General features: G+C 64.0%; 10 protein-coding genes. 5 read left to right on the top strand and 5 right to left on the bottom strand.

Annotated elements, in window-relative coordinates; translation table 11 throughout:
- Both UNPF46_RS32190 and UNPF46_RS32185 read right to left on the bottom strand, forming a co-directional pair.
- Complete coding sequence (locus tag UNPF46_RS32190) at nucleotides 1-849, bottom strand: phosphodiesterase (protein WP_142252747.1); 849 nt, start codon at nucleotides 847-849, stop codon at nucleotides 1-3.
- Between the two features lie 203 nt (nucleotides 850-1,052).
- Complete coding sequence (locus UNPF46_RS32185; protein WP_142252746.1) at nucleotides 1,053-2,525, bottom strand: protein adenylyltransferase SelO; 1,473 nt, start codon at nucleotides 2,523-2,525, stop codon at nucleotides 1,053-1,055.
- A gap of 194 nt (nucleotides 2,526-2,719) precedes the next feature.
- Between UNPF46_RS32185 and aspS the strand changes: the two genes are divergently transcribed.
- Nucleotides 2,720-4,492, top strand: a complete 1,773-nt coding sequence (gene aspS, locus UNPF46_RS32180; protein WP_100175768.1) for an aspartate--tRNA ligase — start codon at nucleotides 2,720-2,722, stop codon at nucleotides 4,490-4,492.
- A 150-nt stretch (nucleotides 4,493-4,642) separates the two neighbouring features.
- On the opposite strand, the gene UNPF46_RS32175 is transcribed toward aspS, so the two are convergent.
- Nucleotides 4,643-6,610 (bottom strand): aq_1923 C-terminal domain, encoded by a 1,968-nt coding sequence (locus UNPF46_RS32175; RefSeq protein WP_142252745.1) that lies wholly within the window; start codon nucleotides 6,608-6,610, stop codon nucleotides 4,643-4,645.
- Nucleotides 6,611-6,857: 247 nt separating this feature from the next.
- Here UNPF46_RS32175 and UNPF46_RS32170 point away from each other — a divergent pair, with 247 nt between their 5' ends.
- Nucleotides 6,858-9,167, top strand: coding sequence for an NADP-dependent malic enzyme (locus UNPF46_RS32170; protein WP_142252744.1), 2,310 nt, complete (start codon nucleotides 6,858-6,860; stop codon nucleotides 9,165-9,167).
- Nucleotides 9,168-9,234: 67 nt separating this feature from the next.
- On the opposite strand, the gene UNPF46_RS32165 is transcribed toward UNPF46_RS32170, so the two are convergent.
- Nucleotides 9,235-10,329 (bottom strand): SphA family protein, encoded by a 1,095-nt coding sequence (locus UNPF46_RS32165; protein WP_246668787.1) that lies wholly within the window; start codon nucleotides 10,327-10,329, stop codon nucleotides 9,235-9,237.
- A gap of 131 nt (nucleotides 10,330-10,460) precedes the next feature.
- Nucleotides 10,461-12,962, bottom strand: coding sequence for an arylsulfatase (locus UNPF46_RS32160; protein WP_246668786.1), 2,502 nt, complete (start codon nucleotides 12,960-12,962; stop codon nucleotides 10,461-10,463).
- Nucleotides 12,963-13,167: 205 nt separating this feature from the next.
- On the opposite strand from UNPF46_RS32160, the gene UNPF46_RS38435 reads away from it, so the two are divergent.
- The 3 genes from UNPF46_RS38435 to UNPF46_RS32145 all read left to right on the top strand — a co-directional run bounded on the left by UNPF46_RS38435 (nucleotide 13,168) and on the right by UNPF46_RS32145 (nucleotide 16,474).
- On the top strand, nucleotides 13,168-13,428 hold the full coding sequence (locus tag UNPF46_RS38435) for a hypothetical protein (protein WP_100181016.1): 261 nt from the start codon (nucleotides 13,168-13,170) through the stop codon (nucleotides 13,426-13,428).
- A gap of 51 nt (nucleotides 13,429-13,479) precedes the next feature.
- The gene (locus UNPF46_RS32150; RefSeq protein WP_100175763.1) at nucleotides 13,480-13,851 is read left to right on the top strand and encodes a hypothetical protein; all 372 of its coding nucleotides are present in this window, start codon (nucleotides 13,480-13,482) and stop codon (nucleotides 13,849-13,851) included.
- 193 nt (nucleotides 13,852-14,044) lie between these two features.
- The gene (locus UNPF46_RS32145; RefSeq protein WP_181770215.1) at nucleotides 14,045-16,474 is read left to right on the top strand and encodes a tetratricopeptide repeat protein; all 2,430 of its coding nucleotides are present in this window, start codon (nucleotides 14,045-14,047) and stop codon (nucleotides 16,472-16,474) included.
- The last annotated feature ends 76 nt before the right edge of the window (nucleotides 16,475-16,550 follow it).

The raw sequence follows: 16,550 nt of genomic DNA, 5'->3' as shown, positions 1-16,550 counted from the left end.
TCACCGCGCCACGAACTTGAGCGCATAGTCGCGGCCGTCCATTCCCGCCGGTGGCTCGAAGGGGAAGCGCAGACTCTCGTCGAGGAAGTCGTGGCTGTGCACGACGAGGTTCTCGTCGTCGATCAGCACCACGCCATAGGCCGGCGGCTCGTGGCTGGCCAGATGCGGTGCGCCAGCGTCGAGCTCGAACCAGACCTGATGGTTGGTGCCGCGCAGGGTCGAGAACGGGATCTTGCCGTAGCTGCCGAAGATCGGCCGGTGCACATGGCCGAAGAAGAGGTGGCGGATGCGCGAACGATAGGGCGCGATCACCTCGGCAAATTCGGCGCTCTGCTTCAGCCCGATCTCGTCCATCGCGTGCACGCCCACAGGGAAGGGCGGGTGATGCATGAACACGACGAACTGCTGGTCGGCCGGCGCGGTGGCGAGCGTGCTCGTGAGCCAGTCGAAGCGTTTGGCGCACATCTCGCCGGCGTGGCTGGTCTCGTCCAGCGTGTCGAGGAAGACGAACAGGCCGTGCTCGGTGGTGCGCGTGCCCTGCACGAAGCCGTTGGCATCGCGCGGCGCGGCCTTCAGCGCGTCGAGGCAGATCACGCGCTTGTCGTGATTGCCGACCATGGCGATGTAAGGGATCTTCAGCGCGGACATCGCGTCGGCGAAATTGGCGTAGGATTCAGCCTCGCCCCAATGGGTGAGGTCGCCGGTCACCACTGCGAAGGCGGCGTCGGACTGGTGCTCGTTGATGTCGGCAATCGCCGCATCCAGCCGGGCGCGCGGGTCGAGGCCGTAGAGCGTCGAGCCGGGATTCGCCAGATGCGTGTCGGTGAGATGGATGAATTTGAAGGGCATGGCGCTTGTCAGGGATGTTGGAGAACGGACGTCTCCGGCAAGACGACCCTGACAGGCGGTTAGAGCGCGTGTGTTTCAGTTTGATGACAGCGGTTCCGGCCGACGGGACGTGTCCACATGGCCCGCGGGATAGGAATGGATCGCGCAAGGCGCAATCCGTGCTGTGCATCAATTAGAGATGGTGGGGCGCGGTCGAACCCGCCTCACGTCCCGCAGAACGTCTGCAACACGCGCTGGTCCGGCAGCGGCGGATCAACATAGGCCGCATACTCCGGCTGGTCTTCGTATGGCTTTGCCAGCACCTTCACCAATTCCTCGAACGGCGCGTAGTCGTCGTCGTTCACCGCGGCCTGGATCACGGCTTCGACGCGGTGGTTGCGCGGGATGAACATGGGATTGACGGCGTGCATGGCCGCCTGCCGTTCGGCTGGGGCTTGCTGCTCCAGCGCGATGCGGGCGCGCCAGCGGCCGGCCCATTCGTCGAAGGCTGCGGGCTCCATGAATTGCGCGCGGACGTCGGTTGCGTCGTCAGCGACTGCATCGCCGAGCTTGCGGAAGGTGAGCGTGAAGTCGGCCTGGTTCTTGGCCATGGCATCGAGCAGGTCCTGGATCAGCGCCTCGTCGCCGTCACGCTCCGTGAACAGGCCGACCTTCCTGCGCAGGCCGGCCTGATAGGCGGCGCTGAAGATATCGGAGAAGGCGCCGAGGATGTCCTGGGCTTCGGCCACCGCCTTCTCCTGCTCGTCCGAGAACAGCGGCAGCAGGCATTCGGCGAGGCGCGTCAGATTCCACAGCGCGATGCGCGGCTGGTTGGCATAGGCGTAGCGGCCCATCTCGTCGATCGAGGAGAACACCTGCGCGGGGTTGTAGGCGTCCATGAAGGCGCAGGGGCCGTAGTCGATGGTCTCGCCCGAGATCGACGAGTTGTCGGTGTTCATCACGCCATGGATGAAGCCGACCAGCAGCCAGCGCGCGACGAGCTTTGCCTGGCGTGCGACGACGCCTGCGAGCAGGGCGTGATAGGGCCGCTCGGCCTGCACCAGGTCCGGATAGTGTCTCATGATGACGTGATCGGCGAGCCGGCGGATCGCGTCGGTGTCGCGGCGGGCGGCAAAGAACTGGAAGGTGCCGACGCGGATATGGCTCGAGGCGACGCGCGTCAGCACCGCGCCGGGCAGCGCGGTCTCGCGGATGACATGCTCGCCGGTGACGACGGCGGCGAGCGAGCGCGTGGTCGGGATGCCGAGCGCGAACATGGCTTCGCTGACGATGTACTCGCGCAAAACGGGGCCGAGCGCGGCGCGGCCGTCGCCACGGCGGGAGAACGGGGTGGGGCCGGAGCCCTTGAGCTGGATGTCGCGGCGGACGCCGTCCTTGTCGATGACCTCGCCGAGCAGGATGGCGCGGCCATCGCCGAGCTGGGGCACGAAATGGCCGAACTGGTGGCCGGCATAGGCCATGGCGATGGGGTCGGCGCCGGCGGGAACCGTTTTCCCGGCCAGGATCTCGGCACCTTCAGGCGTGTCCAGCAGGTCCGGATCGAGCCCGAGCTGGGTGGCCAGCTGCCGGTTCAGCTTGATCAGCCGGGGGGCGGCGACCGGGGTCGGCGCGACGCGGGCGAAGAAGCTGTCCGGCAGCGCCGAATAGGAGTTCTGGAAGGGGAAATGCACCGTCATGGCCTCAAGATAGGGCTGGAACGCCCGATGGCAAAGGCTCGGCCCCCGATATGCCAAAAATGGGCGCGTCCGGCCCCAAACAGGCCGTTCCCTTGGTTGCCGCCTCGGGTCTCGTCGGGTAAACCCTGCCGCAATCTCGGACCGGCCGTTACAGGCCGTCCGATTCGATCCTCAGACATCATTTTGGGACGACCATGCATCGCTACCGGTCACATACATGCGGCGCGCTCCGCGAGAGCAACATCGGCGAGACCATCCGCCTCTCGGGCTGGGTCCATCGCGTGCGCGACCATGGCGGCGTGCTGTTCATCGATCTGCGCGACCATTACGGCCTGACCCAGTGCGTGGTCGATCCGGACTCGCCGGCATTCTCGCTGGCCGAAAAGCTGCGGTCGGAATTCGTGGTCAAGATGGACGGCAAGGTCCGCCGCCGCCCCGAAGGCACCGACAATGACGATCTGCCGACCGGCAAGGTCGAGGTCTATGTCAGCGAGATCGAGGTGCTGGGCCCGGCCGGCGACCTGCCGCTGCCGGTGTTCGGCGACCAGGAATATCCCGAAGACATCCGCCTGAAGTATCGCTTCCTCGATCTACGGCGCGAAAAACTGCACCAGAACATCATGACGCGCGTCGAGATCATCAAGTCGATGCGCCGGCGCATGGAGGGGCAGGGCTTCTTCGAGTTCAACACCCCGATCCTGACCGCGTCCTCGCCGGAAGGCGCGCGCGACTTCCTGGTGCCGTCGCGCATCCATCCCGGCAAGTTCTACGCGCTCCCGCAGGCGCCGCAGCAGTACAAGCAGCTGCTGATGATGTCGGGCTTCGACCGCTACTTCCAGATCGCGCCCTGCTTCCGCGACGAGGACCCGCGCGCCGACCGGCTGCCGGGCGAGTTCTACCAGCTCGACGTCGAGATGAGCTTTGTCACGCAGGAAGACGTCTTTGCGGCGATGGAGCCAGTGATCACGGGCGTCTTTGAAGAGTTCGCCAAGGGCAAGCCGGTGAGCAAGAACTGGCGCCGCATCCCGTTCGCAGAGGCGCTGCGGAAGTACGGCAGCGACAAGCCGGATTTGCGCAACCCGATCGAGATGCAGGACGTCTCCGAGCATTTCCGCGGCTCCGGCTTCAAGGTGTTCGCGCGCATGCTCGAAGATCCCAAGAACCAGGTCTGGGCGATCCCGGCGCCGGGCGGCGGCAGCCGCGCGTTCTGCGACCGCATGAACTCGTGGGCGCAGGGTGAGGGCCAGCCCGGCCTCGGCTACATCATGTGGCGCGAGGGCGGCGAGGGTGCGGGTCCGCTCGCCAACAACATCGGGCCCGAGCGCACCGCTGCGATCCGCGCCCAGATCGGCACCAAGGAAGGCGATGCCGCCTTCTTCGTCGCCGGCGATCCCGACAAGTTCTGGAAGTTCTCTGGCCTTGCCCGCAACAAGGTCGGCGAGGAGTTGAATCTCACTGACAAGGAGCGGTTCGAGCTCGCCTGGATCGTCGACTTCCCGATGTACGAGTACAACGAGGACGACAAGAAGGTCGACTTCTCGCACAACCCGTTCTCGATGCCGCAGGGCGGCCTCGAGGCGCTGAAGGGCCAGGACCCGCTGACCATCAAGGCGTTCCAGTACGACATCACCTGCAACGGCTACGAGATCGCCTCGGGCGGCATCCGCAACCACGTGCCGGAAGCGATGGTGAAGGCGTTCGAGATCGCAGGTTACGGCGAGCAGGAAGTGGTCGACCGCTTCGGCGGCATGTACCGTGCCTTCCAGTACGGCGCTCCGCCGCATGGCGGCATGGCCGCGGGCGTCGACCGCATCGTGATGCTGCTCTGTGGCACCACTAACCTGCGCGAGATTTCGCTGTTCCCGATGAACCAGCAGGCCATGGACCTGCTGATGGGCGCGCCGTCGGAAGCCACGACGAAGCAGCTCCGTGAGCTGCATGTGCGGGTGAACCTGCCGCAGAAGTGAGAGGCTCGTGCCCCGGACGCAGCGCAGCGCTTCTTCAGCGGTGCGCTGCAGAGCCGGGGCCCATATCGCGGTGAACCGTAGGCATTCTGGATCCCGGCTCTGCGTCGCGCCGCTTGCGCGCTGCGCCGCGTCCGGGACACGAGACTCTGCCTACAACCCCGTCGACGCCTCGATCCTGAACTGCGCCAGCGCGACGATCGGCTCGTTGTTGAGGACATCCATGAGCTGAAGCAGCGGCAGCTTGCCGAGCGGGGTCAGCTTGATGGTGAGCGTTTGCCCTGACGTCGCGACGAAGCCGGCGAGCGCATCGACCGCCACCTTGGCATCGAGATTGGAAGCCGCGATCCTCTCGCCTTGCGCCCGGATCATCTCGACGATGGCACCGCGCGCGGCGTCGCGGCTGACATTCTGCATGCGCGAGAACTGCGCCACGACGAGATCGACGACGCCGCTGTCGCGCAGCGAGAGCTCGAACGCACCGGTCTCGACCTGCGCCGCCTGACCCATTGCCTGCGCCGGATCGGCGGTGAACAGGCCGCGCGGCACGTTGGCGAGCGCGAGGCGGGCCTGGGCCGTGGCGAGGTTGCCGAGATCAATCGTGGCCGGCGCGAGCGCAAATGCGCCTGACGATTCCGTCCATGCCGCGCCGAGATCGAGGTCGATCGCGAGCTTGTCCACGCCCGCCATGATCAGCGGCTGCTGCGCTGGATTGGCCGGATCGGTCGGCGTGACCATTTTCACAACCAGATTGGCCTTGCTCGGGATCGATCCGACCAGCTGGCCCCAGTTCAGGCTGATCGTGTCGATGGTGACGAGCTGGCGCGTGTTCTTGTAGGGCGCCACCACACCCTTGATTTCGGCGCCTTCGAGCACGCGGAACAGGCCGAGCATCTGATCGGGCGAGGGCGGCTGACCGGGCGTTCGGAGGCTCGCCGCCCAGCGTATCAGTTTCGCCGCGCTGAAGGACTTCAGAGCGAAGCTCTCCATCTTGAGCTGCCCCTGCGGCAGCGGCATGACGAGGCCTTCCAGCGCGATTCTGTCCTGGTCGTATTTGACGGCGTTGAGCCGTCCCCTTCCTTGCGGCGTCTCGACCGTCTGCTTGCCGATTTCGACCTTGCCGATCTGAAAGCCCTCGAAGAAGTCGGACACCTTTGCCATGATGTCGCGCGACTGCGCCTGCGTGGGGGTCGAGCCGTCGGCCGGCACCAGCGCGATGATCTCGGCCGGGCGGAATTTCGAGGGCCGGATCGCAATGTCGTCGAAGGTGAAGCCGTCGACCTGCACGCGCACGCCCGGCGCCGTCGTCACCACATATGAATTGGCGGAGACGCGCCGATAGACCTTGTGGAAACTGTCGTCGGTCGATCCTTGCTGTTCGAGCGCGGCCCTCACGGCGGTTGCGTCGAAATCGTAGGCGGCAAGTCCGGACAGCTCGCCGGTCATTCTCGCGGGCTTGCCCGGCTGCGCCAGGTCGAGCGAATAGGTGACGCGGTCCGTCTTCGCCGTCTCGATCTTGCCGCGGTTGACGTTCTGGACCGACAGGCCCGAATAGACATAATCGCCGCTGCCGGGATTGCCGCTGCCCGCATCGACGTTGACGGCGACGGTCGGCACCACGATCGACGACGCCGAGACGGTGGCGTATTGCGTGAGCATGAAGCGGTACATGTCGACGATCGAGCCGGACAGCGACGTGCCGTCCGCGCGGGTCGGGCCCGAAAAATCGCGGGCGCTGATCTGCGGGATCTTGTAGTTCGCCTTCAGCTTCGCCGGTTCGGTATACGTGAAGGCGACCTCGACCCCGGACACTTCAATGCTGTCGGCCGAGAAACGGGCGTCATCCGGCTGGCGCAGGCCGACGGCCGTGACCTTTGCGATCTTGACGTTGGCGAGCCGCGGCTGGCTCGGCTCGACATTGATGTCCTCGATCGTCAGCGTCCGGCTCGCCAGTTCGAACGTGATCTTGCCGTGGCTCGCCTTGCCGCCGCCGGAGCGCACCTGTTCGAAAGCCGCCTCGACGTCGGCGGTGGCCCGGTGCTGGACATAGAGATTGAAGCCGAACCATCCGCCCGCGCCGAGCACGAGGAGTGCGACCAGGCCGACCATGATCCGCTTCATTCTCAGCTCCAGTTGCTGATTTTGCACCGCGCAACCTGCCATATTCGCAAAACGCCGCGCGGTCCAGGTAAAGCTATGGTTTTCAAATATTTGACCGCGCGCCCTGTTGATGGGGGCGCAATCCGATGTTGCCACCGGGGCGCCCGGCGTGCTTCATCCCGTTTCCATGACCCGGAAATTCGGTCCCCTTGGACAGCCACTTTCGGATCGTGCATTTTGAGGCCGGTAACGCGAGGCGAAACACCGCATGTCGTCCTATTCTGATGATCTCCACCAGGCGGCGCTCGCCTACCATCGTCTGCCGCGCCCTGGAAAGCTCGAGATCCAGGCAAGCAAGCCGCTTGCCAACCAGCGCGACCTTGCGCTGGCCTATTCGCCGGGCGTTGCTGCGGCCTGCACCGAGATCGCGAAGAACCCGGCCGAAGCCGCCACGCTGACCACCCGCGCCAATCTGGTCGCCGTGGTCTCCAACGGCACCGCCGTGCTCGGCCTCGGCAATATCGGCCCGCTGGCCTCCAAGCCGGTGATGGAGGGCAAGGCGGTCCTGTTCAAGAAATTCGCCGGCATCGACGTGTTCGATATCGAGATCGCCGCCGACACCATCGAGCGCGTGGTCGAGACCGTGGCGGCGCTCGAGCCGACCTTCGGCGGCATCAATCTGGAGGACATCCGCGGACCCGAATGTTTCGAGATCGAGGCGCAGCTGAAGGAGCGCATGAAGATCCCGGTCTTCCATGACGATCAGCACGGCACCGCCATCATCGTCGCCGCCGCTGTCACCAACGCCCTGCGACTCAACGGAAAGAAGCTCTCCGACGTCAAGATCGTGGCATCGGGAGCAGGGGCTGCCGCGATCGCGACACTCAATCTGCTGGTGTCGATGGGCGCGCAGCGCAAGAACATCTGGGTCTGCGACATCGACGGCCTCGTGCATGAGGGCCGCAACACCACGATGGACCGCTGGAAGGCGGTCTACGCGCAGAAGACCGACAAGCGCACGCTTGGCGACGTCATCGGCGGCGCCGACATCTTCATCGGCCTCTCGGCGCCGGGCGTGCTCAAGCCCGAGATGGCCAAGGCGATGGCCGACAAGCCGTTGATCATGGCACTCGCCAACCCGACCCCGGAGATCATGCCGGAGGAGGCGCGAAAAGTGCGTCCCGACGCGATGATCTGCACCGGCCGCTCCGACTATCCGAACCAGGTCAACAACGTCCTCTGCTTCCCCTTCATCTTCCGCGGCGCGCTCGACGTCGGCGCCAGCGCCATCAATGAGGAGATGAAGCACGCCGCCGTCGAGGCCATCGCGCAGCTCGCTCGCGAGGCGCCGTCGGATGCGGTGGCGCAAGGTTTCGACACCGGCGAGACGCAGGGCTTTGGCCCGGGCTCGCTGATCCCAAGTCCGTTTGACCCGCGTTTGATCCTGCGGATCGCGCCGGCGGTGGCGAAGGCGGCGATGGAGTCCGGCGTCGCAACGCGGCCCATCACCAATTTCGACGAATACACCGCGCTGCTCGAACGCTTCGCCTTCCGCTCCGGCCTCGTCATGAAGCCGATGTTCGCCAAGGCCAAGACCCAGCCGGTGCGCGTGATCTACGCCGAAGGCGAGGACGAGCGCGTGCTGCGCGCCACGCAGGTGGTACTGGAGGAGAATTTGGCGCGACCGATCCTGGTCGGCCGTCCCTCTGTGGTCGAGGCGCGCATCAAGCGCTTCGGTCTGTCGATCCGCGCCGGCAAGGATTTCGATCTCGTCAATCCCGAGGACGATCCGCGCTACCGCTCCTACGTGCAGTCCTATGTCGAGGTCGCCGGCCGCCGCGGCGTGACGCCGGACGCGGCGCGCACGGTGGTGCGCACCAACAACACGGTGATCGCCGCGCTCGCGGTGACGCGCGGTGAGGCGGATGCCATGCTCTGCGGCGTCGAGGGCCGCTACATGAGCCATCTGCGCCATGTCCGCGAGATCGTCGGCTTCTCGCCCGGGGTCAGCGACTACGCGGCGCTGGCGCTGCTGATCACCAGCAAGGGCGCCTTCTTCATCGCCGACACGCAAGTTCGCCCCAATCCGGGCGCGGAGGAGCTCGCCGAGATCGCATCGCTCGCTGCCGTTCACGTCCAGCGTTTCAACATCAAGCCGAAGATCGCCTTCGTCTCGCATTCGGACTTCGGCAGCTACGACACCGATTCCTCGCGCAAGATGCGGCTGGCGACCCAGCTGTTGAAGGACAAGCATCCGGAGATCGAGGCCGACGGCGAGATGCAGGGCGACACGGCGCTCTCCGCTGCCGCGCGAAAAATGGTGTTGCCGCATTCCAAGCTGGAGGGCGAGGCCAACATCCTGATCATGCCGACGCTGGACACTGCCAACGTCGCCTATCAGATGATCAAGTCGCTGGCGGACGCGCTGCCTGTCGGTCCGATCCTGATCGGCCCGGCGCGCACCGCCCACATCCTCACGCCCTCGGTGACCGCGCGCGGCATCCTCAACATGACGGCGGTCGCCGTCGTCGAAGCGCAGGAGCGCGCGGCCCGGCAGCAGCCGACGTTGTTTACGTAAGGGCGGCATCGGTGCTTGACCTCGCCCCTCTTGCGGGGAGGGGTCGAATTCGAGCGCAGCAACTCGTCTATTTCGACACTTTGCGTCGGGTCGGAGTCACCGTGCTGGCGGGAGCGGCCTCCGAGATCGAGAACGTCAGCCACGTGTTCCAGCCCGACGGCCGGTTCGCCGCGTCGAACTCGCCGTATCCTTTCAGGCCAAGAAATGCCTGATTGCTGCCGATCGGGAAAATATATCCGACCTGCGGACCGACACCGAAAACCCGCGAACGGAAGCCCCCGAGAACGGCGGGCTGCCCGGAATCGTCGGTAATCTGCTGATAGGCGTAGCCAACGAAGCCGACGAAGGCCTGCTTGGACAGGAACTGCGACACGCCCCAGTCCAGATGAAAATCGATACCGCTCTGGTATTGGGTGTCGGGATTCTTGAAATTGTAGGTAAAGCCGCCGACGCCCGAGAGCTCCGTGCCCGTCGCCGGGTTCAGATAAGTGTAGCCGCCGCCGAAATCGATGGCCCCATGGCCGATGCCGACATTGGCCAGCCGGTTGGGATTGTAGTCGCCGACGGGAATGTCGCCAGCAGCGTAGGCCATATAGTTGTGAACGCCGTTATTCCATTTCAGCTTAAAGGTCGGATAAAGATCGCCGTAGGAGACGAGCGCGTCTTCGAGAAATCCATTGCGTGTGGTGACGATCGGTCCGGCAGCTGCCGTCAACGTGCCGGCAAGGCTTGCAGAATTTCTACCGTAGACGCTCGCCAGCGTGGCCGACAATTGGCCACCGAGCACGGGCGTCGCAAACGTATAGGTCGGCGCGATGAACATCAGATCGGCCTGGCCACTCAAGGCCAGATTGAGATTGATGTTGACGGTCGGGGACAACCTCCCGACCTGAAATTCCCGTGCCGCAGCAGCCGCCCCCGACGCATTCACGCTTGTATGGTAGTAGATGGCGGCGATCGACCAGCCCGGTGTGGCGGGAGTGCCGGCGAGGCTCCCGTACAATCCCGGCAGCCAGAACGAAATTCCACTCTCGTCGGCACGGGCGATCTGCGAGGAAAGCAACGCAACGGCGGAGGTCGCGAGAACGGCGCTTAGCCGCGGGAATCCGGATCTGTGTGCCGATCTATCGCGTTGCATTGGTCGCCCCCCACGCTCGATCATGATGCCAGTTGATTCCCCAAGGCTTCCCGGCACAACACAAAGAGTGACCGACGGCGTCGATCCATTCCGCCTGAAGCTTTCATGTCACAATCGGCGGCGCGCAATTTCGATGTCGCGCGCCGACCGCTTCTTCAATCGGAAAGGCCCTTCTTCAATACCGCCGCTTTGCGGGCTTGTGCGGCGTCATCGCGATCGGCTCGCTTCATTTCTTTCTGCTCGATGGTCACGGCCTCGATCTTTCCGGTGAACTTGAACGGCACCTTGTAGGCCTCCGTGACCGGGGTGCCTTCGTCGGCACCGACATCGGCGCCTTCATCCGCGGAGAAGATGCAGCATTGGGTCTTGTCGATGCGGCCGGTCGCGATTGGCTTTCCATTGAACAGGATCGTACCGACGCCGCCCTTGCCGATGCCGCCGCCGTCATAGGCGAACTCGAAGCGCAGCGTGCCTTTACCCGCCGGCAGCGTCTGCTTGGCAGCCACCGTATAGCGCTGCAGCCCGAGGAAATTGTAGGTGTAGGTCGGCTTGCCGTCCTTGAGGTAAAGACTCCAGCCCCCGAACCGGCCGGCCTGGGCGATGATCACGCCATTGGCGCCACCCTTTGGGATGTCCAGATCGGCGGTAATGCTGTGCGACTGGTTCTTCAGACTGATGAAGACGTTCTCCGACATGCCGATCATTCCCTGGTGAACGGTCAGCGAGGTTCGGCCGGCCATCAGGTCGGGCCGGCCGACCATCGAGGCGATGACGCGCTCCTCCATCCGATCGTCAAGCGGCAGCACCTGGTACTTGACCGCTTCCTTGAGAAAGAGGCCCTGCATCTCCTTGAGCTTGTCGGGGTTCTTCGCGGCGAGATCGTTGGTCAGGCTGAAGTCTGATCGGGTGTCGTAGAGTTCCCAGACATCCTGTTCGAGCGGTCGTCGCGGCTTGCGTTCCCAGGCAGCCCTGTGAACCGTACCGGCGAGCCAGCCGTCGTTATAGATGGCACGATTGCCGAATATCTCGAAGTATTGGGTAAGATGCGTGCTCGGAGCCTTCGGATCGGCAAAACTATAGAGCATGCTCACGCCTTCGATCGGGGTCTGTGGCGTGCCGTCGACGCTCTTTGGCTCGGGCAGACCGGCTGCTTCAAGAATGGTCGGTGCAATGTCGATGACGTGGTGCCACTGCGAGCGCACCTCGCCCTTGGCCGCAATTCCCTTGGGCCAATGAATGACCATCCCGTTGCGAGTGCCGCCGTAGCTGGACGCAACTTGTTTGGTCCACGTAAAGGGCGTGTCGCCAGCGACCGCCCATCCGGCCGCGTAGTGACCATAGGTCGAAGGGCCGCCGAGTTCGTCGTAATGCTTGAGGATGTCCCGGACGCTTTCGCTGACACCATTGAAATAGGTCATCTCGCTGAACAGCCCGTTCATGCCGCCTTCGGCACTCGCACCGTTGTCGCCGACGACATAGAAGATCAGCGTATTATCGAGTTGACCGGTTGCCTTGACAGCGTCGACCAGCCGACCGATCTCCGTGTCGGCGTACTCGCCAAATCCGGCGAAGACCTCCATCTGCCGCGCGAACAGCTTCTTCTCGTCCGCGTTCAGCGTAGCCCAATCCTTGATTGCCTCGGGCTTCGGGGCCAGCCTTGTGCCGGCGGGTACCACGCCAAGCTTGATCTGTCGCGCCAGCGTTTCCTCGCGCAACGCATCCCAGCCTTGGTCGAACTTGCCCTTGTATTTGGCGATCCATTCCTTCGGGACTTGATGCGGCGCATGCGTCGCGCCCGGTGCGAAGTAGATGAAGAACGGCTTATCCGGGGTCAGCGATTTCTGGTAGCCCACCCAGTCGATCGCCTGGTTGGTCATGTCCGTCATCAGATGATAGTTCGGATCCGTCGACGGCTCGACCTGGGTCATTCCGTCATAGAGCAACGGCGCCCACTGGTTGGTCTCGCCTCCGAGGAAGCCGTAGAATTTGTCGAATCCAGAGCGGGTCGGCCAACGGTCGGTCGGTCCGGACGGGCTCACCTCCCATGCTGCGGTTTCGTGCGATTTGCCGAACGCCGCCGTGCTGTAACCATTGAGTCGCAGCATCTTGGCGAGCGGGGCGACGCTGTCGGGACGCTGCCCGGTCTGTCCGGGAAAAGCAGTCGCGGTTTCCGTGATCGAGCCCATGTTGTTCATGTGATGATTGCGGCCCGATAACAGCGCGGCGCGCGTCGGCGAACAAAGCGCCGTCGTGTGAAACTCGTTGTAGCGCAGTCCCGCATTGGCAAGGCTCTCCACCGTCGGCATGTGGATAGGCCCGCCGAACGCGCTCGACTGGCCGAAGCCCATATCGTCGATCAATACGATAAGCACGTTAGGGGCCCTGGCTGGAGCCTTGACCTCGAACCGCGCCGGAGGCGTTGCGTTGCGAGCGTCGAGCACCGTGCTGTGCGGATATTGAGGTTCGGGAATCGGCAAGTTCGAGCGATCAGTCGGAAGCACGACGCTCGCCGGCGCCGGCTGCTGGGCATTCGCCGGCTCCGCGAGCGCCCCGGCCGAAACAACGCACGTCAAGCTCAGTATGAAGAATGTTCGATGCAAATTCATGGTGAAATGCTCCCCGCATGAAACGTGCGCATCGTACAGCATTGCAGCCATTGCAGGATTGGGGTTTGATTCACATCAACGCGGCAAGGAGTACAGGAATCATTTGCATCAGCATCACTGACGTGTTCGCGGAGTGGACCGCCCGCAATTGCGAGCGATCTTGTCATCGCTCGGCGTCCAACTGCGATTGAGCTGCATCAAGACGCAGCTCGACTTAAGGGACCACTCTGGCCATTCCGAAACGAGGGAGGCCAATATGAAGTCCTCAATTGCGTTAGCTGCTGTTCTGGCAACCGCTGGATTCTTGGCCGCGAGCACCGAAAAGGCCGCTGCGGTCGTATACTGTCAATATGTCGAGTATCCCGTCGGCTGCATCGTCAGGCCCGGCGTCGTGCTGCGGCCGCGGCCGGTTGCACGAGCCGTAGTTGCCCCCGGCGTCGGTGCACCGGGCGTTGGAGTGCGGGCCGGAACGCCGATGAATCGTGGCGGTCCCGTGAACCGCGTCGGCAGGCGTTGAGGGTCCCAAGACTCCGATATCAATCATCAGGGCTGTTGGGAGAAAGACGTCATGAAGATTGCACTGCTGTCTTTGGCGATGCTTGGAGGTCAATTGGTGACCCCCGTAAGCGATCGCGTACCGAAGCTCAATGTCGAGGCCACCTGTAAGGCGACCGTCGCAACCGACAAGGCGATGGGCCTGGATCTGGCCCAGTCCTACGACGATTGCATGCGCGATGAGGATGCAGCGCAACAGCAACTGGCTTCCGTTTGGCTGGCCAATTCCGATCAGATCAGAAATCAGTGCGTAGGCGAAGCGACCGCGGGCGGAAGCGATAGTTACGTCGACCTGCTGACGTGCATGCAAATGACAGACCTCGCCAAATCGCTCGCCCCCGCGACCGCTCTCAGAGGCGCCAGCAAGAACCGGAATAAGAAATGAGGCCAGGACGCGACGCCGCGCTGGCCGAGACACTTTTGATCCGAGATTTGCTCCTTGACTTGATGATAAGGCGGCCGATCATACGTGCGGCGATCCCGATGCAGGGTGCTCGATCGCCACTTGGCGAGCGTTGAGGGGGCTGTCGTTGGCAGGCAAACGACGGAAATCCCGCATCAAAGCTGGATCACGGAAAATGGCTGCCGGTGGCGCCTCGCTGGCCGGGGCTGCACGAGCTGCCGGCGGCACGTCAGAAGCCATCCTCTCGTCGAAGCGCCATCTCTGGATTGTGACCGTCGGCGCAATTGCAGCCATCCTCGGTCTAGGTCTCGCTTTCCTCCTTCCCGGCATCAGTGGGCCAACGTCGGAAGCGCCAGCCACATCCGTCGCAACCTATGTCGGCAGCCAAGCCTGCGCCGGCTGCCACCAGGCCGAAGCCAAACTGTGGGACATGTCGCAGCACAAGGCCGCGATGGCGCATGCGACGGACAAGACCGTGCTCGGCGATTTCAACGACAAGAGCCTCGACCATTTCGGCGTGCATTCGCGCTTTTTCCGCGATGACGGAAGATTCATGATCGAGACCGACGGCTCCGACGGCAAGCTGGCCACGTTCGAGGTGAAATACACCTTCGGCGTCGAGCCGCTGCAGCAATACCTGGTCGAATTTCCAGATGGGCGAATTCAGGCCTTGTCACTCGCCTGGGATAGCCGACCGCAAGGGAAGGGCGGCCAACGCTGGTTTCATCTCCATCCCGATGAAGCGATCAAGCACGACGACGTCCTGCATTGGACCAAGCTGAACCAGAACTGGAATTTCATGTGCGCGGAGTGCCACTCGACCGGTCTGCGCAAGCACTACGACGCCGCGACGGATCGCTTCGCGACCACATGGGCGGACATCAGCGTCGGCTGCGAGGCCTGTCATGGACAGGGCTCCACTCACGCAGCCTGGGCGCGGCGCCAGCAGAGCTGGTGGCCGTTTGGCAAGCGTGAGGATTCGAGCAAGGGATTGCTGGTTCGGTTCGACGAACGGCTGAGCGCCACTTGGCCGATCGATCCGCAAAGCGGAAATGCGAAGCGTTCGGCCGCGCCGGCCGCGCTGCGAAAGGAGGTCGAGACATGCGGGTTATGCCACGCGCGCCGCGCCGGCTTCAGCGAGGATTGGGTACCAGGCCAGTCGCTGTCCCAGACACATGTCGTCGAGGCGCTGACGCGGACCACCTATCATGTCGATGGCCAGATCCGCGATGGGGAGGAACCCTATAACTATACGCCGTTCAAGCAGAGCAAGATGTTTGCCGCCGGCGTCACCTGCAGTGATTGTCACGAGCCGCACAGCGCAAAGCTCCGAGTCTCCGGCGAGGGCGTCTGCCTGCAATGCCATGCGTCCGAAAAATATGCTGATGCGAAGCATCGCCATCACGTCAACGTCGATCGGGCGCCGACCTGCATGTCGTGCCACATGCCGTCGCGCACCTATATGGTGATCGACCCACGTCACGATCACGCCTTCCGCGTTCCGCGACCCGATCTTTCGATCAAGCTGGAAACTCCGAACGCATGCAACGACTGCCATAGCGACAAGCCGGCCCAATGGGCCGCCGCCACGGTCGAACAATGGTTCGGGCCCGACCGGAAGGGTTTCCAAACCTATGGGCCGGCCTTCCGTGCAGCGCACAGCGACCAGGCCGACGCCGCCGCGCTGCTTGGCGTCTTGGCCGCAGACAAGATCGCACCGGCCGTGGCGCGCGCGAGTGCACTCGACGAACTCGCCTCCCGTATCTCTCCTGCGAATCTTGCGACCGCCCGGGAAGGCTTGGCCGATCCCGATCCCATGGTGCGGATCGGAGCTCTGGACATGCTGGAATCCGTGCCCACCAGCGAGATTTGGCCGCTGGCCTCGCCGCTGCTCGTCGATCCCGTGCGTGGGGTGCGGATCAGGGCGGCCTTGCTGCTCGCACCCGTTCCGACTGCAAGCCAGCCGGCACGCGATCGCGCCCACTTTGATCAGGCGGCAGGGGAATTTGTCGCGGCGCAGCGTGCCAACGCCGAACGCCCCGAGGCTCGCACCGCCCTTGGAAATTTCCTCGCCCTGCGCGGCCAGACGGGGGATGCGGAGATCGAGTACAAGTCTGCCCTCAGGATCAGCCCGCAATATGCGACGGCCGCGGTCAATCTGGCTGACCTCTATCGCCAGACCGGTCGCGACGGCGACGGAGAAGCTGTTCTCCGCCGAGCGATTGCAACTTCACCCGCCGACGCGGCCGCGCATCATGCGCTCGGCCTGACCTTGACCCGGCTGAAGCGGCCGGACCAGGCGCTCGCCGAGTTGCGCAGAGCAGCCGAACTGGAGCCGGGTCGCCCGCGCTACGCCTATGTCTACGCCGTGGCGCTGCATTCCGGCGGGCGGGCCGACGAGGCAATGAAGGTTCTGAACGAGGCTCTGAAAAGTCATCGCAACAACAGGGACGTGCTGTCGGCCCTGGTTTCATTCAGCCGCGCGGCCGGCGATGCAAAGGCGGCGCTGGGCTACGCCGAAATGCTCGGGGTCATCACGCCGGAGGATCGGACTCTGGCGGCGTTAATCGGGGAGATCAGGCGCCAGATCGACAGTCCGAACTAGGATGAGGCGCTCCAGGGGATATCTCCGCGAATCGACATGGCGACGGCCATTCGTGGAGACAGCGTCTCGCCGTCTC

The organism is Bradyrhizobium sp. UNPF46, from assembly GCF_006658625.1.
Lineage (GTDB): Bacteria > Pseudomonadota > Alphaproteobacteria > Rhizobiales > Xanthobacteraceae > Bradyrhizobium > Bradyrhizobium nitroreducens.
The sequence above is the reverse complement of the archived record's forward strand: the minus strand, read 5'-3'. Positions and strand labels throughout refer to the sequence as shown.

Excerpts from the sequence above, each read along its gene's own strand:
- UNPF46_RS32190 (WP_142252747.1), bottom strand. The coding sequence starts at position 849 with ATGCCCTTCAAATTCATCCATCTCACCGACACGCATCTGGCGAATCCC.
- UNPF46_RS32185 (WP_142252746.1), bottom strand. The coding sequence starts at position 2,525 with ATGACGGTGCATTTCCCCTTCCAGAACTCCTATTCGGCGCTGCCGGAC.
- aspS (WP_100175768.1), top strand. The coding sequence starts at position 2,720 with ATGCATCGCTACCGGTCACATACATGCGGCGCGCTCCGCGAGAGCAAC.
- UNPF46_RS32175 (WP_142252745.1), bottom strand. The coding sequence starts at position 6,610 with ATGAAGCGGATCATGGTCGGCCTGGTCGCACTCCTCGTGCTCGGCGCG.
- UNPF46_RS32170 (WP_142252744.1), top strand. The coding sequence starts at position 6,858 with ATGTCGTCCTATTCTGATGATCTCCACCAGGCGGCGCTCGCCTACCAT.
- UNPF46_RS32165 (WP_246668787.1), bottom strand. The coding sequence starts at position 10,329 with ATGATCGAGCGTGGGGGGCGACCAATGCAACGCGATAGATCGGCACAC.
- UNPF46_RS32160 (WP_246668786.1), bottom strand. The coding sequence starts at position 12,962 with ATGGCTGCAATGCTGTACGATGCGCACGTTTCATGCGGGGAGCATTTC.
- UNPF46_RS38435 (WP_100181016.1), top strand. The coding sequence starts at position 13,168 with ATGAAGTCCTCAATTGCGTTAGCTGCTGTTCTGGCAACCGCTGGATTC.
- UNPF46_RS32150 (WP_100175763.1), top strand. The coding sequence starts at position 13,480 with ATGAAGATTGCACTGCTGTCTTTGGCGATGCTTGGAGGTCAATTGGTG.
- UNPF46_RS32145 (WP_181770215.1), top strand. The coding sequence starts at position 14,045 with ATGGCTGCCGGTGGCGCCTCGCTGGCCGGGGCTGCACGAGCTGCCGGC.